This is a genomic window from Amycolatopsis ponsaeliensis, assembly GCF_030182635.1.
In the GTDB taxonomy this organism is placed as follows: domain Bacteria; phylum Actinomycetota; class Actinomycetes; order Mycobacteriales; family Pseudonocardiaceae; genus Amycolatopsis; species Amycolatopsis ponsaeliensis.
Window position 1 is genome coordinate 1 of sequence record NZ_JAPZLD010000013.1, and the last position, 24,035, is coordinate 24,035.

Annotated in this window: 25 protein-coding genes; 9 read left to right on the forward strand and 16 right to left on the reverse strand. The window is 71.9% G+C overall.

From position 1 onward, the window contains the following. Positions 1-121 precede the first annotated feature (121 nt). The 6 genes from QQ657_RS20305 to QQ657_RS20330 form a co-directional block, all read right to left on the reverse strand. On the reverse strand, positions 122-553 hold the full coding sequence (locus QQ657_RS20305; RefSeq protein ID WP_284743760.1) for an organic hydroperoxide resistance protein: 432 nt from the start codon (positions 551-553) through the stop codon (positions 122-124). Between the two features lie 70 nt (positions 554-623). Beyond that, on the reverse strand, positions 624-2,219 hold the full coding sequence (locus tag QQ657_RS20310; protein ID WP_284743761.1) for an ABC-F family ATP-binding cassette domain-containing protein: 1,596 nt from the start codon (positions 2,217-2,219) through the stop codon (positions 624-626). Positions 2,220-2,377: 158 nt separating this feature from the next. Next, positions 2,378-2,647 (reverse strand): hypothetical protein, encoded by a 270-nt coding sequence (locus QQ657_RS20315; RefSeq protein WP_284743762.1) that lies wholly within the window; start codon positions 2,645-2,647, stop codon positions 2,378-2,380. Between the two features lie 164 nt (positions 2,648-2,811). After that, complete coding sequence (locus QQ657_RS20320; protein WP_284743763.1) at positions 2,812-3,396, reverse strand: TetR/AcrR family transcriptional regulator; 585 nt, start codon at positions 3,394-3,396, stop codon at positions 2,812-2,814. Then, the gene (locus QQ657_RS20325) at positions 3,380-4,213 is read right to left on the reverse strand and encodes a class I SAM-dependent methyltransferase (protein ID WP_284743764.1); all 834 of its coding nucleotides are present in this window, start codon (positions 4,211-4,213) and stop codon (positions 3,380-3,382) included. Before QQ657_RS20325 ends, QQ657_RS20320 begins: the two co-directional genes overlap by 17 nt. A gap of 118 nt (positions 4,214-4,331) precedes the next feature. Beyond that, positions 4,332-5,291: an ArsR/SmtB family transcription factor gene (locus QQ657_RS20330; protein ID WP_284743765.1), complete on the reverse strand. Its 960-nt coding sequence runs from the start codon at positions 5,289-5,291 to the stop codon at positions 4,332-4,334. Positions 5,292-5,766: 475 nt separating this feature from the next. On the opposite strand from QQ657_RS20330, the gene QQ657_RS20335 reads away from it, so the two are divergent. The 5 genes from QQ657_RS20335 to QQ657_RS20355 are packed head-to-tail and all read left to right on the forward strand — an operon-like array spanning position 5,767 to position 10,155. Further along, complete coding sequence (locus QQ657_RS20335) at positions 5,767-7,998, forward strand: HAMP domain-containing sensor histidine kinase (RefSeq protein ID WP_284743766.1); 2,232 nt, start codon at positions 5,767-5,769, stop codon at positions 7,996-7,998. Next, the gene (locus tag QQ657_RS20340; protein ID WP_284743767.1) at positions 7,995-8,435 is read left to right on the forward strand and encodes a roadblock/LC7 domain-containing protein; all 441 of its coding nucleotides are present in this window, start codon (positions 7,995-7,997) and stop codon (positions 8,433-8,435) included. Before QQ657_RS20335 ends, QQ657_RS20340 begins: the two co-directional genes overlap by 4 nt. Then, positions 8,432-8,809, forward strand: coding sequence for a DUF742 domain-containing protein (locus QQ657_RS20345; protein ID WP_284743768.1), 378 nt, complete (start codon positions 8,432-8,434; stop codon positions 8,807-8,809). The genes QQ657_RS20340 and QQ657_RS20345 overlap by 4 nt, the downstream gene beginning before the upstream one ends. Further along, positions 8,790-9,377 carry a GTP-binding protein gene (locus tag QQ657_RS20350; RefSeq protein WP_284743769.1) on the forward strand — a complete coding sequence of 196 codons (588 nt, stop codon included), beginning with the start codon at positions 8,790-8,792 and terminating at the stop codon, positions 9,375-9,377. Before QQ657_RS20345 ends, QQ657_RS20350 begins: the two co-directional genes overlap by 20 nt. Positions 9,378-9,396: 19 nt before the next feature. Continuing rightward, entirely contained in the window at positions 9,397-10,155 is a 759-nt protein-coding gene (locus tag QQ657_RS20355) for an MHYT domain-containing protein (protein ID WP_284743959.1), read from the forward strand. An 87-nt stretch (positions 10,156-10,242) separates the two neighbouring features. On the opposite strand, the gene QQ657_RS20360 is transcribed toward QQ657_RS20355, so the two are convergent. After that, complete coding sequence (locus QQ657_RS20360; protein ID WP_284743770.1) at positions 10,243-10,860, reverse strand: PaaI family thioesterase; 618 nt, start codon at positions 10,858-10,860, stop codon at positions 10,243-10,245. Positions 10,861-10,892: 32 nt separating this feature from the next. Continuing rightward, positions 10,893-11,654 (reverse strand): SDR family NAD(P)-dependent oxidoreductase, encoded by a 762-nt coding sequence (locus QQ657_RS20365; RefSeq protein ID WP_284743771.1) that lies wholly within the window; start codon positions 11,652-11,654, stop codon positions 10,893-10,895. A 66-nt stretch (positions 11,655-11,720) separates the two neighbouring features. Here QQ657_RS20365 and QQ657_RS20370 point away from each other — a divergent pair, with 66 nt between their 5' ends. Beyond that, positions 11,721-12,251, forward strand: coding sequence for a hypothetical protein (locus tag QQ657_RS20370; RefSeq protein ID WP_284743772.1), 531 nt, complete (start codon positions 11,721-11,723; stop codon positions 12,249-12,251). A 58-nt stretch (positions 12,252-12,309) separates the two neighbouring features. After that, entirely contained in the window at positions 12,310-12,852 is a 543-nt protein-coding gene (locus tag QQ657_RS20375) for a ferritin (protein WP_284743773.1), read from the forward strand. Positions 12,853-12,856: 4 nt separating this feature from the next. On the opposite strand, the gene QQ657_RS20380 is transcribed toward QQ657_RS20375, so the two are convergent. From QQ657_RS20380 to QQ657_RS20405, 6 genes are all read right to left on the reverse strand, one after another. Next, positions 12,857-13,351 carry a hypothetical protein gene (locus QQ657_RS20380; RefSeq protein ID WP_284743774.1) on the reverse strand — a complete coding sequence of 165 codons (495 nt, stop codon included), beginning with the start codon at positions 13,349-13,351 and terminating at the stop codon, positions 12,857-12,859. A 112-nt stretch (positions 13,352-13,463) separates the two neighbouring features. Beyond that, positions 13,464-15,587 carry an alpha/beta hydrolase family protein gene (locus QQ657_RS20385; RefSeq protein WP_284743775.1) on the reverse strand — a complete coding sequence of 708 codons (2,124 nt, stop codon included), beginning with the start codon at positions 15,585-15,587 and terminating at the stop codon, positions 13,464-13,466. Beyond that, positions 15,584-16,699, reverse strand: coding sequence for an alpha/beta hydrolase family protein (locus QQ657_RS20390; protein ID WP_284743776.1), 1,116 nt, complete (start codon positions 16,697-16,699; stop codon positions 15,584-15,586). Before QQ657_RS20390 ends, QQ657_RS20385 begins: the two co-directional genes overlap by 4 nt. Positions 16,700-16,718: 19 nt before the next feature. Next, entirely contained in the window at positions 16,719-17,702 is a 984-nt protein-coding gene (locus QQ657_RS20395; protein ID WP_284743777.1) for an ABC-2 membrane transporter-related protein, read from the reverse strand. After that, positions 17,699-18,580 (reverse strand): ABC transporter ATP-binding protein, encoded by an 882-nt coding sequence (locus QQ657_RS20400; RefSeq protein ID WP_284743778.1) that lies wholly within the window; start codon positions 18,578-18,580, stop codon positions 17,699-17,701. The genes QQ657_RS20395 and QQ657_RS20400 overlap by 4 nt, the downstream gene beginning before the upstream one ends. Further along, positions 18,577-18,972, reverse strand: a complete 396-nt coding sequence (locus QQ657_RS20405; protein ID WP_284743779.1) for a GntR family transcriptional regulator — start codon at positions 18,970-18,972, stop codon at positions 18,577-18,579. The genes QQ657_RS20400 and QQ657_RS20405 overlap by 4 nt, the downstream gene beginning before the upstream one ends. Positions 18,973-19,167: 195 nt before the next feature. Here QQ657_RS20405 and QQ657_RS20410 point away from each other — a divergent pair, with 195 nt between their 5' ends. Then, positions 19,168-20,673: an alpha/beta hydrolase gene (locus QQ657_RS20410; RefSeq protein WP_284743780.1), complete on the forward strand. Its 1,506-nt coding sequence runs from the start codon at positions 19,168-19,170 to the stop codon at positions 20,671-20,673. Positions 20,674-20,716: 43 nt separating this feature from the next. On the opposite strand, the gene QQ657_RS20415 is transcribed toward QQ657_RS20410, so the two are convergent. Further along, positions 20,717-21,880, reverse strand: a complete 1,164-nt coding sequence (locus QQ657_RS20415; RefSeq protein WP_284743781.1) for a glycosyltransferase — start codon at positions 21,878-21,880, stop codon at positions 20,717-20,719. A 77-nt stretch (positions 21,881-21,957) separates the two neighbouring features. Continuing rightward, positions 21,958-23,298, reverse strand: coding sequence for an NAD(P)/FAD-dependent oxidoreductase (locus QQ657_RS20420; protein WP_284743782.1), 1,341 nt, complete (start codon positions 23,296-23,298; stop codon positions 21,958-21,960). A gap of 87 nt (positions 23,299-23,385) precedes the next feature. Between QQ657_RS20420 and QQ657_RS20425 the strand changes: the two genes are divergently transcribed. After that, entirely contained in the window at positions 23,386-23,943 is a 558-nt protein-coding gene (locus tag QQ657_RS20425) for a GNAT family N-acetyltransferase (RefSeq protein ID WP_284743783.1), read from the forward strand. The last annotated feature ends 92 nt before the right edge of the window (positions 23,944-24,035 follow it).

Below are 24,035 nucleotides of genomic sequence, written 5' to 3' on the forward strand. Positions count from 1 at the left end.
CCCCCCCCCCCCCCCGGCCGCCCGCCCCCCCGGCCGCCCGGGGGTGGGGGGCGGCCCCCCCTCTGCCGGGGGGGGTGCGGGCCACGCGTGTCCACCCCCCCCCCCCCCCCCCACGACCGGATCAGACGACGGTGGCGTCGAGGGTGACCTCGATGTTGCCGCGTGTCGCCTTCGAGTACGGGCACACCTGGTGCGCGCCCTGCACCAGCTCGTCGGCCGTGGCCTGGTCGATGCCCGTCGCCTCCAGGTGCAGGACCGCGCTCAGCTCGAACTCGCCCGCCTCCGTGTCGTGGTGCAGGGTGACTTCGGCGACGACGGCGAGGTCGTTCAGCGGCACCTTCTTCGCGCCCGCGACCCGGCGCACCGCGCCGACGAAGCACGACGCCCAGCCCGCGGCGAACAGCTGCTCCGGGTTCGTCCCGTCGCCCGCGCCGCCGAAAGCCTTGGGCACGGCGAGGGTGACGTCGAGCGCGCCGTCGTCGGAGGTCGCGCGGCCGCCGTTGCGGCCCTCCGCGGTGGAGGTGGCGACGGCGGTGTAGGTCACTTCGGACATGTTCTTCCTTTCGGCGAATGACGTCACCACGCTAGGAATCCGGCCGGAGCCCGGCGACCGTCGCACGACGTCACCCGTGTACGTCACCGTTTTCCAGCCGCAGCCACCGGTCGATCCCGATGCGTTCGAGGAAGCGCTCGTCGTGGCTCACGACGACGAACGCGCCGCGGAACGCCGTCAGCGCGCCCTCCAGCTGTCCCGTGCTGACGAGGTCGAGGTTGTTCGTCGGCTCGTCCAGCAACAGCAGCTGCGGCGCCGGCTCGGCGAACAGGACGCAGGCCAGCGTGGCGCGCAGCCGTTCCCCACCCGAGAGAACGCCGGCCGGCAGGTGCACCCGCGAGCCGCGGAACAGGAAGCGCGCCAGCAGGTTCATCCGCTGCGCGGGCGGCAACGCGGGAGCTGCCGCGGCCAGGTTCTCGGCCACCGTGCGGTCGTCGTCCAGGAGGTCGAGACGCTGGGAGAGGAACGCGATCCGGCCGTCCGCCCGCGACACCGCACCGCTGTCCGGCTCGAGATCGCCGTTCACCAGCCGCAGCAGCGTGGACTTCCCGGCGCCGTTGGGTCCGGTGAGCGCGATCCGTTCGGGGCCGCGGATGGCCAGGTCGACGCCGTCCGGGAAGAGGCCGCGCGCCCGCAGGTGCTCGCCGAGGAAGAGCGTGCGGCCGGCCGGGACCGCCGTCTGCGGCAGCTCGAGGCTGATCTTCTGCTCGTCGCGCCGCGCCCGCTCGGCCTGGTCGAGCTTGGCCTTGGCCGCGCCGACGCGCGCCGCGTGCGTGCCGTCCGCCTTGGCAGCCGACTCCTGGGCGTTGCGCTTCATGGTGCCGGCGAAGATCTTGGGCAGCCCGGCGTTGCCGAGGGTGCGCGACGCGGTGCTCGCGCGGCGGGCGGCGCGCTCGCGGGCCTGCTGCATCTCCCGCTTCTCGCGCTTGACCTCCTGCTCGGCGTTGCGGATGTTCTTCTCGGCGACCTCTTGCGCGGCTTGGACGGCCTCTTCGTAGGAGGTGAAGTTCCCGCCGTGGAACCGGATCTCGCCGCGGTCGAGCTCGGCGATCCGGTCCATCCGGTCGAGCAGCGCGCGGTCGTGGCTGACCACGACGAGGCAGCCGGACCAGTCGTCGAGCACGGCGGACAGCTTGCGCCGGGCGTCGAGGTCGAGGTTGTTGGTCGGCTCGTCGAGCAGCAGCACGTCGGGTCGTTTCAGCAGCTGCGCGGCGAGGCCCAGCGAGACGATCTGGCCGCCGGACAACGTGCTCAGCGAGCGGTCCAGCGTCAGATCGGAGAGGCCGAGCCGGTCGAGCTGGGCGCGCGTGCGTTCCTCGATGTCCCAGTCGGTGCCGATGGTGGTGAAGTGTGCTTCGGCGGCGTCACCGGACTCGACGGCCGCGATGGCGTGCAGAACCGGGGCGACACCGAGGACTTCGGCGACGGACGGTTCCCCGCTCAGCGGCAGGTCTTGCGGCAGGTAGCCGAGGACACCGTCGGCGGCGACGCTGCCGGACGACGGCCGCAGCACTCCGGCGACGAGCTTCAGCAGCGTCGTCTTGCCGGACCCGTTGGGCGCGACGAGCCCGGTGCGGCCGCCGGGGAACGTGGCGGAGAGGTGGTCGAAGACGGGGGTGTCGTCGGGCCAGGAGAAGGACAGGCCGGACAGCACGATTTCGGACATGGCGAAGACCTCGAAGTGGTGCGAAGCGAAAGGGGGACGTCGAAAGCGGCCCGCGCCGGCACTGCCGGGGGCCCGCACACTCCGGAGCTATCCGGAGATGTCGACGTCACCTGCCACGACTGGTCTCCTCCGTTGATCTTCCCCGCGAAGATAGCAGCTCAGGCGAGTTCGGCCGAAACGACCGACGGCAGCTCGCGCAGCCTGCCGAGCAGGGGCTCGGTGTCCTCGGCCGCCAGCAGAACGGCACAGACCATGCCGCTCTCGCGGACGCCGTCCCTGACGTCGACCGACAGTTCGTGGACTAGGTGGCCGTCCAGGGCGCCGACCAGTGCCGGGATCTCTTCGGCGCCGCCGACGAAGTACGTGGCGATGCGGCGGCGCAGCAGCATGGCCGAGCGGGCCGCGGGAATGGCGAAAGACGTGGACATGGCTGATCTCCCAAGGGAAAGAAAGAATGAGATCGGGGCCAGGTCCCGAGAAACGAGATCGACGACGCTGCGCGCCGGCGACCTGGGTTCAGCCGGCGCGCCGGGTTACGAGTCGCGAGGACGTCATCAGGCGCTGCACGGCGACAGGCTAACACGTGCGCCGTTCACCGGGGCAACACCCGATCCAGGAGGCTGGTGACCGTGTCGCGGTAGCGCTGCGGGTCGAGGTCGGGCTCCCAGGAGCGCTGGAGCAGGAACCCCTGGATGAGCGCGAGCAGGACGCGCGCGAACATGTCCGGCTCGACGCCGTCCGGCAGCCCGGTGGCGGCCAGCGCGCGGCCGACGTCGTCGAGCGGGGCGAGCCCCTCGGTGACGATCCGCCTCAGCCGCTCGTCGTGCTGGGCGCGGGCCCAGACGTGGACCGTGACGCGGCGCCGTCGTGCCTCCTCCGGGTCGGCGACCCAGTCGAAGTAGGCGTTGAGGAACCGGCGGAGGGCGTCCGGGCCGCCGTCCGCGATCGCCGCCGCGACGAGGGCGCGCTCGTGGTCGTGGCGGTCGGCGGCGACCGCCTCGATGATCGCCTCCTTGCCGTCGAAGTAGCGGTAGAGGGCGCCCGCGCTCATCCCGGACTCGGCGACGATGTCCTGCATGGACGCCCCGTCCGGACCGGCCTTCTCGAAGCAGGTCATCGCGGCGTCGAGGATCCGCTGCCGTTGCGCGTTGCGGCGTTCCTCACTGATGCGGGGCACGGGCACTCCTCGCCGCGATCGCGATCCGGTAGAGCCGCGAGCCGCCGCCGGCTTCGTGGGTCGAGACGTCTTTGCGCAGGTCGAAGCCGCGTTCGGCCAGGAAAGTCCGGGTTTCGGTGGGCAGCAGCCCGAAGGTCCACGGCTCCCCGGACCGCGCGACGGCCCGCACCCACCGGCGCGCCTCGGGGAACGGGCTGGGCTCCCGCAGGGCCCGGACGTCGACGTAGGTGAAGACGAGGTCGCCGCCGAGCCCGTGCACGGCGGCGAGCGTTGCGTCGACGGCGTCGGCGGTGAGGTAGTTGGTGACGCCCTCCCAGAGGAACACGCTCGGTTTCCCCTGGTCGAAGCCGCTTTCGAGGAGGCTGGTCGTGAGGTCGTCGCGTTCGAAGTCGACGGGCACGTAGCGGGGGCCCTCGCCCAGGACGGCCCGCTTCCGGGCCTGGGTGGCGGGATGGTCGACCTCGAAGACGGCCCGGCCGGCGAGCGCGGGCAGCCGGTGGGCGCGCGCGTCGTAGCCGGCGCCGAGCAGGACGCACTGGGTGTCGCCGGTCATGGCTTCGGTGAGGGCGTCGTCGATCACCTTGGTCCGCGCGATGCCGGAGGCACGCGGCCCCGGCCCGGCGACGGCGTCGTAGAGGCCGGTGGCGAGGTGCCGGACGCCGGGCAGTCGCGCCGCTTCGGCGAGGACGCGCAGCGACGGGCGCAGGAAGGCCGTCGCGTACGGGTCGTCGAAGCGGCGCCGCCCGGGTGGGCGGTGGGATTCGAACGCCCGCTGCAGGGCCATCGTCTCCGCGGTGAAGCTGGCTCGGGACTCCATAGCGAATGATTGTTCGCGTTGGAGGCGGCTCGGCGCAACCCGCGGCCCGAAACGTCTTGAATGACTCATTCAGGACCTCCGAAGACCTGAATGAGTCATTCAAGACGCCGGGGCGGGGTCAGCTGGCCCGGATGACGCCCAGGCCCAGCGGGGTGATCTCGTGGATCTGCGACTTCCCCGACCGCGAGCTCGTGATCAGCCCGCTGGCCCGCAGCACCGACGCGTGCTGGCTGGCCGTCGCCAGGGAGACGCCCGTCAGCTCGGCCAGCTCGCTCGTGTTGCAGCGCGTGATCGCGACCGTCATCAGCACCCGTGCCCGCGTCTGGCCGAGCAGCGCCGCCAGCGACGGGCCGGGCTCCGCGTCGCTGTCGAAGCGCGTGTGGTTGATCGAATAGACCAGCGCCGGCTGGAGCCCCGGGTCCTTGTACGTCGTCGGCATGCCGTGCGCGAAGAACGCCGGGATCAGGCGCAGGCCGCGGCCGTCCAGGTGGAGCTCCTGCTCGATCGGGAAGCGCACCCGCAGCACCGGCGGAGTCCAGGTGACGTCGGGGTGGACCGTCGAGAGCAGCAGCTGCGGCCCGCCGCGGTCGAAGTTCGACTGCAGCCGGTGACGGTCGCGGGCGACCGTGCGGCGGATCGTCGCCCAGTCCGGGGCCACGCACTGGCGGTAGTAGTCGTGCAGGGCCATGCCGAGCCGGTGCAGCTCACGGGTCTCGCCGCCGGCCAGCCGGCGCAGCCACGGCGTGACGCGCGTGCCCTGCGCCGCCAGCTCGGCGACGTCGGCGGCCAGGGCCGTCGGGGGTGTTTCGAGCACCGTCGAGACGCCGTCGCCGATGGTGGTGCGCCCGGCCGGGGTGAGGAAGTCCGGGCAGTACCCGTACGGCGGGACGGCGGACATCAGCAGCCGCCCGGACTCGGGCACCACCGTGCGCGACCCCCGGCGCCACCGGCCGAAGAACGGCTCGCCCTCCGGACGCCGGATCCGGTAGCTGCTCATGAGCAGCTCCCACATCGGGTCCGCGTCCTCGGCGATGGTCACCTTCGCCAGGTCCGCGTCCGTGAAGTGAATCTTGAGCATCGACGTACCGCCCTTTCCCGGCCGAGGATAGCCACTGGTGACGCGGGGTCTCGCCGGTGTGTGATCAGTGACGTTTCGAGCAGATGCGAAACATCGCCCGGGCCGGTTGACGCCGCTCGCGCGCCACTGGCACCTTCGGGGCCGCACGGCACGCGACGACGTCGCGTGCCGTGCGCGGACCGGCTGGGGGTCGGTCCGGCCACGAGTCCTCAGTGGACAGTGGTCGGCGGCGCGGGGGAAATTCACCGGAATCGCCGCGTTTTCGGCGTGATCCCGCTGCTGCGCTCACCCTCCGCGAAGGCGGAATGCCGGTCCGTCGAAGCTCACCCTGTGTAGCTGGTGCGTACGGGGGAAACGGCCGGTGTTCCTTGACAGCGTCGCGGTCGCCGGAGTTAGGTCTGCGTTCTGAATTCCGGGGGAAAAGCATCCAGGAAATCGTTCTCGGGCCACCGGTACGAATCGAGCCACGCCACCGATGAAAGAAGACGAACCGCTTCGCCGTCGTTCCAGCGCGTCGTGGAATCCCGGCAGCTGGCGGCTGCGCACCAAGATCTCCGTCGTGTTGTTGCTGCCCGTCCTGGTCGCGCTGCTGCTGGCCGGCGGGCGCGTGCAGGCCGAGCTCGCCCAAGCGGGCGCGCTCAGCGGGGTGCGCGATCAAATGCCGGTCGTGCAAGGGATCGCCGAGCTCACCGGGCTCGTCGACGACGAAATGATCCACGACGGCGCGGCCGCGCAGACCGCCGCGGTCGACGCGAAAGCCGCGGTCATCCGCCACGACGCCGAATTCGCGCAGCTGGCGCCGGGGCTTTCGCGGACGCTGGAAGATCAATTGGGAAAATTGGCCGGCCTGCGTCAGCAGGACGGTTCCGCCGGGGACAAAACGCCCGCTTACCACGACTTCGTCGTCGGCCTCGGTGACCTGATCCCCGGCGTCATCGCCCAGGCCGGGAATATCGATCTCGACGCTCCGGCCGATATCACGAAAGCATTGACGCAGCTGAGAACGTCTCTCGCCGGCCAGGAGGTCCCGGGCGGCCGGCCGGCGGACGCGCTCGCGGCCGCCGTCGCCGAGGAGTCGGTGCTCACCGGGCAGATCCGCCGCGCACTGCCCGCCGGTGCGATGGCCGCGCGGTTCGCCGCCGCCACCATCCCCGGCGCCGGCGGACCCGCGGCGAAGCGCGCGGCGCTCGGGACCTTCCTGGCCGACCAGGTGAAAACGCTTTCGGACGCGGTCGGCGCGCGGACCAACGTCACGCGGTCCGAAGCTCTGCGCGACACCGCGCTGGTGCTGGCGTCGCTGCTCGGCGCCCTCGCCATCGCGCTCGCCGTGGCCCGCTCGGTGGTCGTCCCGATCCGCAGGCTGCACGCGGCCGCGGTCGACACCGCGCGCCGGCGGCTGCCCGGCACCATCGAGCGGATCCGGGAGGGCGAGGACGTCGACTGGCAGGCGACCGAGCGGCTGCCCGTCGACTCCGAGGAGGAGATCGGCCAGCTGGCCCGCGCCTTCGACGACATGCACCGGCAGGCGGTGCGGCTGGCCGTCGGCGAGCAGGCCGAGATGCGCATCCAGGTCAGCGAGATGTTCATGACGCTGTCGCGGCGCAGCCAGTCGCTGGTGGAGCTGCAGCTGTCGGTGATCGAGGACCTCGAAGCCGACGAGCAGGACCCGCAGCGGCTGGCCGAGCTCTTCCAGATCGACCACATCGCCACCCGGCTGCGGCGCAACGGCGAAAACCTGCAGGTCCTGGCGGGCGGGCGGCCGGTGCGCCGGGACGTCGGGCCGGTCGCGACGGTCGAGCTGCTGCGGGCGGCGACGTCGGAGGTCAAGGACTACCAGCGGGTCACGCTCGGCAACGCGCCCCGCGGGTCGGTGCAGGCCGAGGCCGCGGCCGACGTCGTGCACATCCTGGCCGAGCTGCTGGAGAACGCGATCCGGTCGTCGCCGCCGACCGAGCAGGTCGTGCTCACCGCCGACCGCGGCTTCGACGGCGGGGTGCTGATCGAGATCGTGGACATCGGCCTCGGCATGACCCGCGAGGACCTCGAAGCGGCGAACGCCCGGCTCGCCGCCGGCGCCTCGGTGAGCCCGGAGACCACTCGCCGGATGGGCCTGTTCGTGGTGAGCAGGCTCGCCGCCTCGCACGGGATCACCGTGCGGCTGCGGCCCACGACCCAGCGGAGCGCGAGCGCCGGCATCACCGCCAGCGTGCACGTCCCCGGCGTGCTGATCCTGGTGGACCTGCCGGCGAGGCACGGGCCGCCGGAGCTGCCCGAGCGGCCGCCGGCCGTCAACGGCGCCCCCCGGCCCGAGCCGGAACCCCGGTGGCCCGCCGAAGAACCCGCCGCCGCGGGGGAGTCCCCGCCGCTGCCGACGCCGATCTTCGACCAGATGCTGTCGCACTGGTTCGCCGACGACCGCGCGAAACCGGCGCGGCCCGGCGAGTGGGCGACCCCGGCCGACGACGTCCGGCAGGCCGCCGAAACGGCGGTCGGCACGCTGGACGACGTCGAGTTCACCGAATCGGGCCTGCCGACCCGGCAGCCGGGCGCGCAGCTCGCCCCGGGCTCGGTCGCCCCGCGTCAGCCGCAGCCGGCCGACCCGTCGTTCCGGGACCCGGCGGCGGTGCGGAACAACCTTTCCCGGCACTACAGCGGCATGCGCGCGGCCCGGCACCGGGTCGCGATCGACCCGAAGGGCCCGTCATGAGCACGAGCACGCGGCAGGAAGGAGCGGACGTGGTCGACCAGTCCCGGAACTGGCTGGTGTCGGCGTTCACGCAGGAAGTACCCGGTGTCGCGCACGCCGCGCTCGTCTCGGCGGACGGCCTGCTCGTGGCGGCGAACGACTCGATGCCGCGCGACCGGGCGGACCAGCTTTCGGCAATCGCGTCCGGTCTCGCGAGCCTCGCGCTCGGCACGGCCGACCTGTTCACCGCGGGCCGGGTGGTGCAGTCGGTCATCGAGATGGAGCAGGGCTTCCTGCTGCTGATGAACGTCGGCGACGGCTCGAACCTGGTGGTGCTGGCCAATCCCGGCTGCGACATCGGCCTGGTCGGCTACGAGATGACGCTGCTCGTCGACAGGGTCGGGAAGATGGTCGAGACACCCGCGCGGCCCGCGGCCGCACCCGGGGTGAGCCGGTGACGGAAGGCCGGCGACGCCAGGGCGGGCGGCAGGCGGCATCGCTGGCCCGCCCGTACGCGTGGACCGCCGGCCGCACCCGGCCGAGGGTCGACCTGGCGGTGGAAGCCCTCGTCGAAACGACGCCGGAGGGGCGGACGGCCCGCTTCCGCCCGACCGACCCGCTGGCCGCGGTGACGCAGCTGTGCCTGCGCCAGCGCTCGGTGGCGGAGGTCGCGGTCCACCTGGGCGTGCCGCTGGGCGTGGCCCGGGTGCTCCTCGGCGACCTGCTGGTCGCCGGCCAGGTGTCGATCCGCGACACGCTCCCCGCGGACGCTTCCTTCGACGAACGCAACGAACTGCTCGAAAGGGTCCTCAGTGGACTACGTGCACTCTGACAAGCGGATCACCTCGGCCAAGATCGTGGTCGCCGGCGGGTTCGGGGCCGGCAAGACGACCTTCGTCGGCGCCGTCTCGGAGATCGACCCGCTGCGCACCGAAGCCGTGATGACGGCGGCGGCCCTCGGCGTCGACCGGACCGAAGCGGTGCCGGGGAAGTTCTCCACGACGGTGGCGATGGACTTCGGCCGGGTCACGCTGGCCGACGACCTGATCCTCTACGTGTTCGGCACGCCCGGCCAGCACCGGTTCTGGTTCATGTGGGACGACCTCGTCTGCGGCGCGGTGGCGGCGATCGTCCTGGTCGACACGCGCCGGCTCGCGGACAGCTTCGCGTCGATCGACTTCTTCGAGTCGCGCGGGCTGCCGTTCCTGGTGGCCGTCAACCAGTTCCAGGACACCCGCCAGCACCCGCCGGAGCAGGTGCGCGAAGCCCTCAAGATCCCGGCGGAGGTCCAGGTCGTCACCTGCGACGCGCGTTCGCCGGAGTCGACGAAAGAGACCCTCATCGCCGCGGCGGAGTACGCGCTGGCCGCCCTGCACGCGCCACACCGGCGGCAAGCCTGACAGGAGCACGGAAATGTACATGGATCACGACGACTTCGCGATGGGCCAATGGCTCGTCGTGCTCGCGTACCTGACTTCGGCGGTGGGCTGCGCGCTCGGGCTCGCCTGCACGCTGCAGGCGCGGACGACCGACAGCGCGCGGACGCGGCTGACCTGGCTCGCGCTCGCGGCGGTGTCGATCGGCGGCGTCGGCATCTGGGTCATGCACTTCATCGCGATGCTCGGCTTCTCGACGCCGGGACTGCCGGTGCGGTACGACATCCTGCGCACGGCGCTCTCGGCAGCCCTGTCGGTGGCGGCGGTGTTCTGCGGGCTGCTGGTGTTCGGCGTCCGCAACCGGTTCGCGTGGAAGCGGCTGCTGTTCGGCGGGCTGCTGACCGGGCTCGCCGTGAACGTCATGCACTACACCGGGATGTGGGCGGTCCAGGTCAAGGGGACGATCAGCTACGACCCGGCGCTGGTGGTGTTGTCGGTGGTGATCGCGGTCGTCGCGGCGACGGCGGCACTGTGGTTCACGGTCGGGCTGGACAAGCTCCTGCCCCGGCTGGTGGCGGGCCTGGTGATGGGCGCGGCGGTGACGGGCATGCACTACACGGGCATGGCGGCGGTCCGCCTCCACCTCGACCCGGCGGCGCCGGACCCGGTCGGCACGGAGGTGTTTTCGTTCCTGTTCCCGGTGTTCGTGCTGGCGGCGCTGGCGATGGCGGTGCCGATCTGCGCGGTCCTGATGGCTTCGGCGAGCTCGGACGCACCCCGCCACACGACGCCGGTGCCGTGAGCGGGACCCGCGGCCGGTGTCTTGAATGAGTCATTCAGGTCACCGGAGGTCCTGAATGACTCATTCAAGACGTTCGCCGGCCGGTCCTCAGTCCCTTGTGGACACCGGGAACCGGTCGGCGCTGAAGTGCACCAGGATCGCCTTCGCGCTGGCGCAGACCGTCTCCCCGGCGCGAAGGGTCCCGGTCGCGTGCAGCTTCCGCCCGTCGCGGCGTTCGAGCCGGCCCTCCGCGACGAGCGGCACCGCGTACGGCGTGCCCCGGTGGTAGTCGACCGTCAGCGACGCCGTCATCCCGGGGAAGCCGGCCGCGGCGGTCGCCCGGCCGAGCACGTGGTCCAGGACCGCCGCCACCCAGCCGCCGTGGACGCGCCCCGGCGGGCCTTCGTGCGCCGCGCCCAGCAGGACCTCGGCCCGGACCTCGTCCGGTCCGATGTGCGTCCAGGACAGGGGCGGGGCCAACGGGTTCCCGGGTCCTTCGAGGGGGTTGTTGATGCTGAGGTGGCCGCCGCCTTCGAGCGCCGCCAGCAGCAGCGGTGGCGCGCCGCCGGTCGCCCGCAGGGCAGCGGTGACCGCCTCGATCCGGCTCGCGGCGGCGGCCAGGTCGGCGTCGTCGCCCGCGCACACGGACGCGTCGATCAGCTCGCGGATCCGGGACCCGAGCAGCGCGCGCCCGGGCGGCACGCCGTCGACGATCGGGAAGGTCATCGCGCCCCCAGGAAACTAGAACGTGTTCCAGGTTACCAGGTCGGCCGGGCCGTCACCCCGCCGTCGACGACGAGGTCGTGCCCGGTGATCCAGGAGGCCAGCGGGGAGGCCAGGAAGACGCACGCGTTGCCGATGTCGGCCGGGGTGCCCAGCCGGCCCAGCGGTGCGGCGCGTTGCCACCGCTCGACGCCGTCGGGCCAGTCGCGGTCCAGTCCCGGGCGCGAGATCAGGCCGGGGGACACCGTGTTGACGCGGATCCCGCGCGGCCCGTACTCCAGCGCGGCGCCGCGGGCGTGCATCACCAACGCCGCCTTGGCCGCGCTGTAGTGGACGTGCCCCGGCGCGGGCTGCCGGGCCTCGATCGACGCGATGTGCGTGACGCTGCCGCCGTCGCCCAGCAGCCGGCTTGCCGCCTGGGTGCAGGAGAACGCGCTGGTCAGGGTCGCGTCGAGCATGGCCTGCCACTGCCGCGCCGTCAGATCCGCGAGGGGTTCGACCGGTTGGACGCCGGCGTTGTTCACCAGCGCGTCGAGCCGTCCGCCCCAGTCCGCGACGGCGGCCAGCAGCGCGTGACAGGCGTTGTCGCTGGTCAGTTCGGCGGCGAACGCGCGGGCCCGCCCGCCCGCGGCCTCGATCGCCGCGACGACGTCGTCGCCCGCGCCGGGACGGCGGTGGTGCACGGCCACCGCGCTGCCCGCTTCGGCGAACCGCAGCGCGATCCCGCGGCCGACCGTGCCGCTCGCGCCGGTGACGCAGGTGACGGTGCCGGAGAGGTCGGGAAGGTGGCTCGGCACCCGCCGATCGTAGCCCGGGTGCGATCGGCGGGCGTTTTTCCCGGTTTTCGCGAGTATCGTGCCCGCATGATCTCGCCGGTGCCGATCGCACTCGCCCCAGCCGCACCGGTTCCGGGACCCGCGCCCTGGTGGGGTCTGCCGGTGGTCGCCGGGGGCTTCCTGCTCGCGGGTGCGCTGCTCGCGTTCCTCGCGATCGCGTTGAGCGACCGCCGGAAGCTGAACCGGGAGGACCGCCGCCGGTGGGACCGGGAGATCCGCGACACCTACCTCGAGATCACCCGGCACCTCGCCCGGATCACCGCTTTCCGGAACCAGGTGCTCACCGACGAGGACGACCGCCGCCTGCGCTACCAGGCCGGCGCCGACGCGCTCGCGGGCATGCGGGAACAGGTCGCGATGCTGGAGGTGATCGGGACACCGGCGCTGATCTCCCGGGCGCACGAGCTGGAAGACCGCAGCGGCGTGGTCGTTTCGCTGTGGCACGAGCTGATCAACCCCGGAAAGCCCGAGTACCGGTCCCTGAACACGGCCCGCAACGAGTTCCTCGACGCGGTGAAGGACAGCATCCGGGTGGAGCAGTACCAGCCACCCACGTGACGCGGACTCGGTGTGCGGCGGGTGCGCGGGGGCGGCCCGGCGTCGTAGGTTGTGGGGCATGGCCGACACAGACCGTTCGAAGTTTTCCGAACTCCTGCAGGAGCAGATCCGCCACGAGTTCACCGCCGCGCAGCAGTACGTCGCCCTGGCCGTCTGGTTCGACGGGCGCGATCTGCCGAGGCTGGCGAAACGCTTCTACCGGCAGTCGATCGAGGAGCGCAACCACGCGCTGGCGATGGTCCGGTACCTGCTCGACCGCGGCCAGCCGGTGACGATCCCGGGCAGCGGCGACGTCCGGAACGACTTCTCGAGCGCGCACGAGGCGATCGAGCTGGCGCTGGCGCAGGAACGGGCCGTGACCGCCGACATCGAGGCGATGGCGAAGGCCGCACGGCTGGAGGAGGACTACCTCGGCGAGCAGTTCGTGGCCTGGTTCCTCAAGGAGCAGGTGGAGGAGGTGGCCCGGATGTCCACGCTGCTCACGGTCGTCGAGCGCGCCGCCGACAACCTCTTCGAGGTCGAGAACCACCTGTACCGCGAGGCGGCCGCGGAGACCGGGGACGCGCCGGACATGCCGCCGGTCGCCGGCGGCAAGCTCTGAGGAGCTACATCGCCGCGGTCAGCCACATCGCGAGCCAGATCGTCTGGCTCAGCAGCACGGCGAGCAGGCCCAGCCGGGCGATGCGCTTGCGCCGTTTGACCAGGCCCGCGACGAGCACGAAGAGCCCGAGGAACAGGCCGGTCAGGGCGGCCAGGTAGGCGAGACTCCCCAGGAAGACGAGGAGTGCGGCCGGCTCGTCGGCGGACGATTCCTGCAGCCAGTAGACGAAGTCGGTCAGCGCGGAGAACACGGCGGTGGCCGCTCCCGCACCGACGGCCACCGCGGCGGCACGGGCGAGCTTCCGCCCCGCCGGCGGTTCGGCGACGGGGGCGGGTGGTGGCGCGGGCAGCCGCGGTGGCCCGGCGGGCGCCCGCGGTGGCGGTGCGGTGACCGGCGGTTTGCGCCGCGAAGCACGCCACTGCGTCACGGCGACCCAGGCGCCGACCCCGGCCACGACGGTGTTGAAGAACCCGGTGAGCAACGAAAAGAACTCGTCCACGGGGTCCAGTATCGGGCCTCGACGGCCAAACGTTCGATCTACGAGGTTTGCCCTGTATGCCCGGTTGACGGCGGAAGCGGCACACCCCCGGCGAGTGCCGCTTCCGCCGTGCTCAGTGGCAGAACGAGACTTCCGGATACCCCGGCTCGTCGAGCACCGGCCGTGCCTCGCCCCGCAAGTGCTGATCGAAGAATGCGTTCACGTACGTCCGCGTGATCTCCTGGGTGCGCGCCGCGGTGGTGGTCGTGCCGGTGTCGACGCCGAGCTGGTCTCCCACCAGGCCCACGTCGGTGAACGACGCGTGCTGCGTTCCCGCCACCTCGGCCCAGCGCCGCCAGCCCGTCAGCTGCGCCCAGTCCCGCTCCCACGGCACGTTGGGCGCGCAGGCTGTCGCCGCGAGCTGGTGGCTCATGAACATGAACGGCCGTGACAACCCGGGCGGGGTCAGCGGGACCTCGGTGGTGCCGTCGATGTCGATGCCGGCCAGGACGCGCGGGTCCGCGACCATCGTGGGCAGCGTGCTCGCCCCGCCCATGGAGTGCCCCGCCATGCCGATCCGGGACGCGTCGATCAGCGGCGCCCACTTCTTCGAGCGGGTCAGGGAATCCAGCACGAACGACACGTCGGCGGCCCGGCCCAGCTCCACCTTCGTCCAGAACGCGGAGTCGTGCGGCACTTCGCACGACGCGCACCCGGCGAAGCGCCCGTCGGGGAAGCTCTGGCCGGCGTTCTCGTACGTGTGGCCGACGAGCGCGACGGCGTACCCGTGGCTCGCCAGGTCCTCGGCCAGCGCGCTGAGCGTGGCGCGGGGTTTGGTGTAGCCGGGCGAAAGCACCACCAGGGGCAGGTGCGAACCGGCCGGCCGGGCGCCGGCGACCGAGTTCGTCACCAGCCTGGTGAGCAGGTCCGGTGGCACGTCCAAGCCGCTGCCGGACAGCAGCGCCGCCGACTCGGCCGCGGTCAGGTACTGCTTCTTCGGCCCCTGCGCGGAAACCGCCGGGTAGAAGAGCGAGACCATCAGCTCCCGGTAGGGCACCGACGGCACCCACGGGTCCGGCCGCGAAGTGTCCTTCAGGTACACCTGCGTGCTGCCCACCGGCCGGTTCCCGGTCGGTGCGGGCAGGTAGGGCGTCGACGTCATGGCGAAGCTGACCTCCGGGTACCGGGGAGACGGCTGGTCGAGCAGCGGCTGGGCCTGGCCGCGCAGGTGCTGGTCGAAGAACGCCCGGACGTACGCCGCCGTGATCGCCTGCCCGCGCGCCGCCGGCGTCGTCGCACCGAAGTCGAGGCCGAGCTGCTCACCCACCAAACCTATGTCGGTGAACGACGGGTGTGCCATGCCCGCGACGACGAGCCAGCGCTTCCACCCCGTCAGCTGCGCCCAGTCCCGTTGCCAGGTACCGGATTCCTGGCCGGTGCCGGGCGTGTACATGTCCGCCCGGCCCAGGAACAGGAACGGCCGGTCGAGGCCCGGCGCGAGCAGCGGGTCGTCCGTCGTGCCGTCGATGTCGATCCCCGCCTTGATCCGCGGGTCGCCCACCATCGCGTCGAGCGCGCTCGCCCCGCCGACCGAGTGTCCGGCCATGCCGATGCGGGACGCGTCGATCAGCGACGCCCACTTCGAGTGCGTCAGCGAGTCCAGCACGAACGAGACGTCCGCGGCGCGCCCGCGTTGCAGCTTCTTCCAGAACGCGTCGTCGTAGCTGCCGCAGGCCGCGCAGCCGGTGACCCGGCCGTCGGGGAACGTCGTCGCCACGTTTTCGTAGGTGTGGTCGACCACGACGACGGCGGTGCCGTGGCTCGCCAGGTCCTCGGCCAGCGACGTCAGCTCGGCGCGGGGCCGCTTGAACCCGGGCGACAGCACGACCAGCGGCAGGTGGTGCCCGGCCGGCTGCGCGTCGACCGCGGCGTCAGTGTGCACCGTGGTCATGACCGAAGCCGGAATGCCGGTGATGCCGGCTTCGTCGAACACCGCTTGCGCTTCCGCCTCGGTCATGAACTGCTTCTTCGGCCCCTGCGCGGAAACCGCCGGGTAGAAGAGCGACACCATCAGCTCGCGGTAGGGCACCGTCTCGACCCACGGATCCGGCCGCGAGGTGTCCTTCAAGTACAGTGAGGTGATGCCCACCGGCTGGGCGCCGGTCGGCCGGGCCAGCGACAGCGTAGGAGACGCCGAGGCGGGCGCGGCCGAGCCGAGCGCGAGCGCGGTGACGGTCAGGAGAACGGCTTTCCTCATCCGATGAACGTCACTTCCGGGTAGGCGGGCGAAGGCGCGGCCAGCAGCGGCTGCGGACGGCACTTCAGGTTCTGGTCGAAGAAAGCGCTTACGTAGTTCCGCGTGATCGTCAGCGCGCGGTACGCGTCGATCGACGCGCCGATGTCGACCCCCAGCTGGGCGGCGAGCACACCGAGGTCGGTGAACGAGCTGTGCACCGTGCCGGACACCATGAGCCAGCGCTTCCACCCGGTGAGGTGCGTCCAGTCCGTCTCCCAGTCGTCGTACGGGCCCGGCTGGCCCGGCGTGTAGTTGTCCATGCTGCCCAGGAACAGGAACGGCCTCGACAGCCCGGACGCCGGGAGCGGGACGTGGATGCTCCCGTCGATGTCCGCCCCGGCGCGGATGCGCGAGTCGGCGAGCATCGCCTGCGTCGTGATCGCGCCGCCGGCGGAGTGCCCGGTCATGCCGATGCGCTGCGGGTCGATCAGGGCGCCCCACTTCTTCGAGTGCAGCAGCTCGTCGAGCACGAACGACGTGTCCTTCGACCGCACCTGCGCGACCTTCTCCCAGATCCCGGGCTGGTCGTCGACCTCGCAGGCGGCGCAGCCGGTGACGTGGCCGTCGGGGAACGTGGTGGCGCGGTTTTCGTAGGTGTGGTCGATCGCCGCGACGGCGTAACCGCGGCTGGCCAGATCCTCGGCCAGCGAGGTGAGTGTGGCCCGCGGTTGCGTCCAGCCCGGCGACAGCACGACCAGCGGCAGGCCGTGCCACCGCCCGGCCGGTTTCGCGTCGACGACGGCGTTCGTCCGGACGGTGCTCATGACGTCCAGGGGCAGCCCCGGGATGTTCTCCCGTTCGAGGTTGCGTTCGGACTCGAGCGGGGTCATGTACTGCTTCGTCGGGCCGTGGCCGGAGGTCGCCGGGTAGAAGACGGAGACCATCAGCTCGCGGTAGGGGACCGTCGGCACCCACGGGTCAGGGCGCGAAGTGTCCTTCAAGGACAGTGAGGTGACGCCGACCGGGTCGTGCCCGGTCGGGTGGGGCAGGGAGGGCGTAGTGGCCGCCGAAGCGACGGCCGGCGACGCGGAGAGGGTGAGTGTCAATGCGGTGGCTACCGCGAGAGTGCGCATGATTCCCCCAGGAATCGGCTCAGGAAAGATGACGGAGGCGGCGGAAGCAGAACCAGGTGAGCAGGGCGGTCATCGCGAGGTACAGCGCGAGTTCGAGCCACTGCAGCGGCCAGAACCGCGAGCCGGGCTGGTAGGTCAGGCGCTGCTGGTAGCCGTGCGCGCCCAGCTGCGCCATGCACTGCTCGAGGCCGCCGCGTTCCGGCGGGCCGCCACCCGGCCGCGGCAGGCAGTTCTGCACGAAGTCCGGCAGCGGGGAGGCCACGTTCCCGTTCGGGTCGACGGTTTCGTTCGCCAGCACCCACGCGCCGGCCGGGTTCCGCACGCCGATCTCCTGCACCCTGCCGGTGTCGTCGCCGCTGATGTTCGTGATGTCCTCGCCGACGATCGCCACCGTCATCTGCTGCGGCGGCAGCAGGTACGGCCGCACGAAGTTCGGCACCACGAGCAGCACGGCGGCGATCACGACGAGCGTGACGGCCATGGCGGCCACGGTCCGCTTCAGCAGCATCCCGACCGCCACGCCGAGCGCGAGGGCGAAGGCCGCGTAGCCGATCGGGACGATGCCGCGCGCGCCGAACACCACGGGCGCGATGCGCGAGAGCATCCCGCGATCGGTCTGCGTCGCCGCGAGCGCGTCGATCGGGCTCGCCCACCACGACACCGCCCAGCCGAGCAGGCCGGCCGCGACCATCGCGGCCAGGAGCCCGAACCCGAGCTTGGTGGTGAGCCACCGCTTGCGCGTGACAGTCTGGTTCCACACCAGGCTGTGCGTGCCGCTTTCCAGCTCGCGGGTGATCATCGGGACGCCCCAGAAGACGCCGATCACCGCGGGCAGCAGGTAGAGCGCCAGGATCGTCCCGCCGAACATCGTGTCCTGGTCGGAGAAGTTCGTGCGCCCGACCAGCTCCGGCCCGGTGATCGCGAGCACGACGCCGATCACGATCAGCGCGGCGAACACGGACAGCGCGGGAATGCGGAACTGGCGCCAGGTCAGCCAGGTCATCGGAGGACCTCCAGGGCGGGGCGGGCGGCGGTGGGGTTGCTCATGTACTCGAGGACGAGGTCCTCGAGCCCGATCTGCGCGACCGTCCACGCGGGGTCGAGGATCGGCGCCTCGGTCCGGACGAGCACCGTGGTCTGGCGGTCGGTGTGCTTCGCGGAGACGACGTGCTGGTCAGCAGGCAGCGAGTCGACCTCGCGGCGCGGCCCGGAGAGCCGGTGGTGCGAGGCGAGCAGCTCTTCGACGTCGCCGATCACCCGGACCTGGGAGTCCACCAGCACGACGAGGTGGTCGCAGACGCGTTCGAGGTCGTTGACCAGGTGCGAGGACATCACGACGGACAGCCCGTGCTCGGCGACGGCTTCCATGAGGTCCTGCAGGAACTCCCGGCGCGCCAACGGGTCCAGCGAGGCCACCGGCTCGTCGAGCAGCAGCAGTTCGGGGCGCTTGGCGATGCCGAGGGTGAGCGCGAGCTGCGCGCGCTGGCCGCCGGAGAGCTTGCCGGCGGGCTGCTTCGGGTCGAGCCCGAGCCGTTCGACCCGCTTGGTGGCGAGCGAGTCGTCCCAGCTCGGGTTGAGGTGCGCGCCGAGCCGCAGGTGCTCTTCGATGGTGAGCCCGGTGTAGACGGGCGTGCTCTGGGCGACGTAGCCCACCTTCGCGAGCTGGTCCGGGCCGCTGCCGGGGGTGCCGCCGCAGACCTCGATGGTGCCGGTCGTCGGCTCCAGCATGCCGGAGGCGATGTTCAGCAGGGTGGACTTGCCGGCGCCGTTGGGGCCGACGAGCCCGGTCACGTGGCCGGCCTCGATTTCGAGCGTGCAGCCGGTCAGCGCCCACTTGCGCTTGTACTTCTTGCCCAGTCCCTGGGCACGCAGGACGGTCACGCTATGTCCTCTCTGGCGGAGTCGCGAAACGTGGACATCAGCAGGGCCTCGATGCTCTCTTCGTCGAGGCCGGCCTGGCGGGCCTTCCCCAGCCAGCGGCGCAGGTCCTGCCGCAGCGGTCCGAGGACGGCGAAGGAGGCGGCGCCGTTCAGCGTCGCGGTCACGAAGGTGCCGACGCCGGGCCGCGCCGAGACGAGGCCGTCGTGCTCGAGTTCGCGGTAGGCCTTGAGCACGGTGTTGGGGTTGATCGCCAGGTCGGCGACCACGTCCTTGACCTTCGGGAGCTGGTCTCCCTTGTCGAGCAGGCCCAGCCGGAGGGCGTGCCGTACCTGCTGGACCAGCTGCTGGTACGGCGAAAGCCCCGAGCGGGCGTCGAGGTGGAACTCGATCATCGGCAACTCCATTTAACTAGGTGCCTAGCACTATAGCTAAGGAGTGGAAGTCGGCGCCAGGGGTTCTTTCGGGAACCTTCTCCGGCCGAACCGCGAATGACTCGTGGAACCTCGGCGGGCGCCCGGCGTCTGTGAAGGTGATCGTTTTATCCGACGAAAGGGTTCTTCGTGCGTCGTCTTACTGGGGGAGGTCTCGTGCGCGGCGTGGTCGTCGCGCTCGGGGTCTCGATGGCCGTCGCGGCGGGGCCGGCGGTGGCTTCGGCCGCCGTCGACAGCGTTCCCGCACCGAAACTGAGCTGGACCGGCTGTGAGGACGGTTTCCAATGCTCCACGGCCGCGGTGCCGCTGGACTACGACCGGCCGTCCGGCGCGAAGATCGACCTCGCGCTGATCAAGCTGCCGGCCACCGATCCCGCGCACAAGATCGGCACGCTGTTCGTCAACTTCGGCGGCCCGGGCGCGTCCGGCCTGCAACGGCTGCGGGAGCGCGGGAAGTGGCCGTGGCTGTTCTCCGACCAGCTGCGCGCGCGGTTCGACGTCGTGTCGTGGGATCCGCGCGGGATCGGGAACAGCACCGCCGTCCGGTGCTTCGGCACGCTGGCCGAACAGGAGTCGTTCTTCGGCTCCTTCCCGGAAATGCCCGGTGACCCGAGCGGCAACGCGGCCTTCTACGCGAAGTCGAAGGAACTCGCCGACCGCTGTGCGGCGAACGCCGGCCCGATCCTCGACCACGTCTCGACGGCCGACACCGCGCGGGACCTGGAGCTGCTGCGCCGCGCGGTCGGTGACGCGAAGCTGACCTACCACGGCATTTCCTACGGGACCCAGCTCGGCGCCACGTACGCCAACCTGTTCCCGGACCGCATCCGCGCGATGGTGTTCGACGGCACGATGGACTTCGTGGGCAACGCCACCGGCCACGACGGCAGCGGCAAGAGCGTGCCGCTGGACACCCGCCAAGACGTCGCCACCGGCATCTCGCAGACGTTCGACCAGTTCCTGCGCCTGTGCACGGAAGCCGGGCCGAAGTGCGCGTTCTCCTCGGGCGACCCGAAGGCGAAGTGGGCTTCGATCACGGCGCGGGCCAAGCAGGCCCCGATCACCGTGGACGGCGAAACGTGGACGTACTCCGGGATCATCAACGCGGCGGGCGACCTGTCCGACTCGCGGGGCTGGCCGGACATCGCGTCGCTGCTGCAGCGCCTGTACGACGCGCCCGGCGCGGTCTCCGCGTTCAAGGCGGGCGAGCCGTACACGTCCAACCGCACCGAAGCCTTCAACGCGATCCAGTGCGGTGACAGCGATGTGCCGACCGATCCGGCGATCTACAGCCGGTACGCGGAGTCCGAGGACCAGCGGGTCCCGTACTTCGGCCGGATCGCGGTGCTGGACATGATGAGCTGCGCGTTCTGGAAGGGGCCTGCCGCGGACCGGTACACCGGCCCGTGGAACCGCCCGACGTCGGCGGAGATCCTGGTGCTGAACAACCGCTACGACCCGTCGACGCCGCTGGCCGGGGCCCGCGACGGCGCCGCGGAACTGGCGCGCGCCCGGGTGTTCGTCACCGAGGGGTACGGGCACTCGTCGATGTACGTGCCGAGCACGTGCACCGAGCAGGTGAAGCGGGACTACCTGATCGCCGGGACGTTCCCGGCCGCGGGCAAGACCTGCGCGATCGACGCGAGCCCGTTCGCGGGCTGAGTCAGGGCGGGCCTCGCCGGGAGCTCCCGGCGAGGCCCGTCGCTCAGACCAGCTCGAGGAGCTGTTTCGCGGCCACCATCGCGCCGTCGGTGCGGATGTCCACGTGGGCTTCGGAAGCGAGTGCCGTGGCCAGCGCGGCGGACAGGGACTCGGCCGTCGGCACCGGATCCGGGTGGGCCGCGCCGATGCCCAGCTCGGCCACCCGGCCCGCCCAGTAGGGCTGGTCCGCGATCCGCGGCACCACCACCTGGGGCGCGCCGGCCCGGGCGGCCGTCGTGGTCGTGCCGGCGCCGCCGTGGTGCACGACCGCCGCCACCCGGCGGAAGAGCGTCTGGTGGTTGACCTCGCCGACGACCAGGCAGTCCTCGGCGTCGTCGACCGCCGTCAGGCCGGCCCAGCCGCTGCCCAGGACGATCCGGCGGCCGTGCGCGCGGGCCGCTTCGGTGGCGATCCGGGCGATGCCCTCCGGGGCATACGCGGCCATGCTGCCGAAGCCGACGTACACCGGCGGCTCGCCGTCGTCGAGGAACTTCGCGAGCTCCGCCGGGAGCGGACGGTCGTCGGGCAGGATCCACGCGCCCGTCTGGAACACGTCGAGGTCCGTCGGGCACAGCACCGGATCCGCGGCGAGCCACGGCCGTCCGGTGAAGACGTGGCCGCGGACGTTCTCCACCGCCGGCAGGCCGAGCGCCGTCCGGTTGCGGTTGAGCGCCGGGCCGTACAAGGCGTTCACGCGCTCGGCGTCCTGCCGCCACAGCACCCGGTTGTCGGTCTCGCCCGCCGGGGACGGCGTGCCCGGCCGTACCCCCGGCGGGTAGTCCGGCGACGGCAGCCCGTGCAGGTGGTAACACGCGTACACGTAAGGGATCCCGGCCCGCTCGGCGACGTCCCGCGCGCCGGCCGGCAGCAGCCCTTGCGCCACCACCACATCGCAGTCCCCGGCGACCTCGGCGAGCGTGCCGAACCGCGCGGTGACCAGCTCGTCCGCGAGCGCGAACGGGTCCGGCCGCTCGCGGGTCACCACCGAGCGCACCGACGGGCCCAGCGGCACGTGCGGCACCCCGGCGCGTTCCAGCAGCGTCACGAAATCCCCGTCCGGTGGCGCGCACACCACCGCTTCCGCGCCGAGCTCCCGCAGCGCCACCGCCAGTGCCGCCAAGGGCTCGACGTCCCCGCGCGATCCCCACGTCGTCAGCAAAGCACGCATTCACTTCCCCCTGTTTCCGCTGGTTGCGCGGCCATTGTGGAGGACGACCCCGCCCTTGCCACAAGCCCCGGGGTCGGCTATACCTTGAAGGGGGCGGGGAGTTCCGCATTCCACTCCGGACGGTCTCCGCCGCTGACGAACGCGTCGCGCGGGTGCTGCACCGAAGCCAGCGACAGGATGTCCCGCCCGAAGAGCGCCGCGGTCAGCCACACCGCGAGCACGCGGATCTTGCGTTCCCAGCTCGGCACCGCCAGCACGTGGTAGCCGCGGTGCATGAGCCACGCGGGCAGGCCCGTGACCACCAGGCGCCGGTACTGGAAGATGCCGCGGCCGAGTCCCAGCGTCGCGATGGCGCCGAGGCTGTGGTGGACGTACGGCTTCGGCTGCCGGCCGCGCAGAGTGGCGATGATGTTGCGGGCCAACAGCTTTCCCTGCCGGTAGGCGTGCTGCGCGTTGGGTACCGTGCGCGCGCCCGGGACCGGCGAGGCGAGGTCGGGCACCGCGGCGTCGTCCCCGGCCGCCCAGGCGTCGGCCACGCCCTCGACACGCAGGTCCGGCCGCACGACGACCAGTCCGCGCTCGTCGACCGGGAGGTCGGTGTGCTTGCCCAGGACGGGATTGGCGCCGTTGCCCGCCGTCCAGACGATCAGCTCCGAGTCGAACTCCTCGCCCGTCGAGAGCGTCACGTGCCCGCCGGTCGCCGACGTCACCAGCGTGTCCAGGTGGACGCGCGCGCCCCGCCGTTCCAGCTCGCGCACGACCCAGCGTCCCGGCCGGTCGGTGACCTCGGGCAGGATCCGGCCCGACGCCTCGACGAGGTGGAACCGCAGCTCGTCGCGGTGCAGTTCGGGGTAGCGCTTGAGCAACGCGGTCGCCAGCGACAGCAGCTCGCCGAAGCCCTCGACGCCCGAGAAGCCGCCGCCGACGAAGGTGACGGTCAGCAGCTTGCGGCGCAGCGGGCCGTCCGGCAGCACCGCGGCGCGGTCGAACGAGGTCAGCAGCCGGTCCCGGATCGCGACGGCCTCTTCGACGTGCTTGAGCCCGATCGCCTCCTCCGCGACACCCGGCACGGGCAGTTTCCGGGTGACGGCCCCGGCGGTGACGACGACGAGGTCGTAGCCGAGGTCGAAGGCGTCGCCGTCGGTGGGCCGCACGGTGACGACGCGGTGCGCGTGGTCGATGGCGGTCACGGTCCCGGCGATGACGCGGGTGTTTTCGAGGTGCCGCCGCAGCGACACCGCGGCGTGCCGGGCTTCGACCGCCCCGGCGACGACTTCGGGCAGGAAGGGCTGGTAGGTCAGGTAGGGCCGCGGGTCGACGAGCGTGACCTCGGCTTCGTGCTTGTGGAGCTTCTTTTCCAGCTTCCAGGCGGCGTAGAACCCGGCGTAGCCACCGCCGACGATCAGGATCCGGCGCATTTCGTCCTCTTTTCTCGCTTCACCCCCTGGACGAGGCGGCGGAAGAGGACGTGACACCCGCGTCCCGGCTGGGGCAGGATCGCGCGGGTGACTTACACCACGCGGTCCTTGGACGCTTCGACGTGGGACGCGTTCGCGGAGCTGGCCGAGCGCAACAACGGCGTCTTTGGCGGCTGCTGGTGCCTCGGGTTCCACCCGGAGGGCAAGCTGCGCGGGCCGGTCCGCCGCGAGCTCAAGGAGGAGCGGGTCCGGACCGGCGGCGCGCACGCGGCGCTGGTGTTCGACGACGACGGCGTCGCGCAGGGGTGGTGCCAGTACGGGAGCCCGGACGAGCTGCCCCGCATCAAGCACGGGCGCGAGTACGCCAAAGCCGCGCCGCCGCTTCCGGACTGGCGGATCACCTGCTTCTTCGTCGACCGGAAGCACCGGCGTGCCGGGGTCGCCCGCGCGGCGCTGGAAGGCGCGCTGACGCAGATCGCCGGGGCGGGCGGCGGGCTCGTCGAGGCGATCTCCGAAGTGACGACCGGCCGGGACTCGCCGGGCCGGTTCCTGTTCAGCGCGACCGTCGAGCTGTTCGAGGAGTCGGGGTTCACCCGCGTGCGGCAGGTCGGCACGCACGCGTGGATCGTGAGCCGCGTGGTCTGAGGCACTGCCCCGCCTGGGTGACCTCCGGCTTGACAGCGGGGCCGCTCGTCTCGCACTATGCGAACAAGTGTTCGATGACTTTTCTGGGTTCG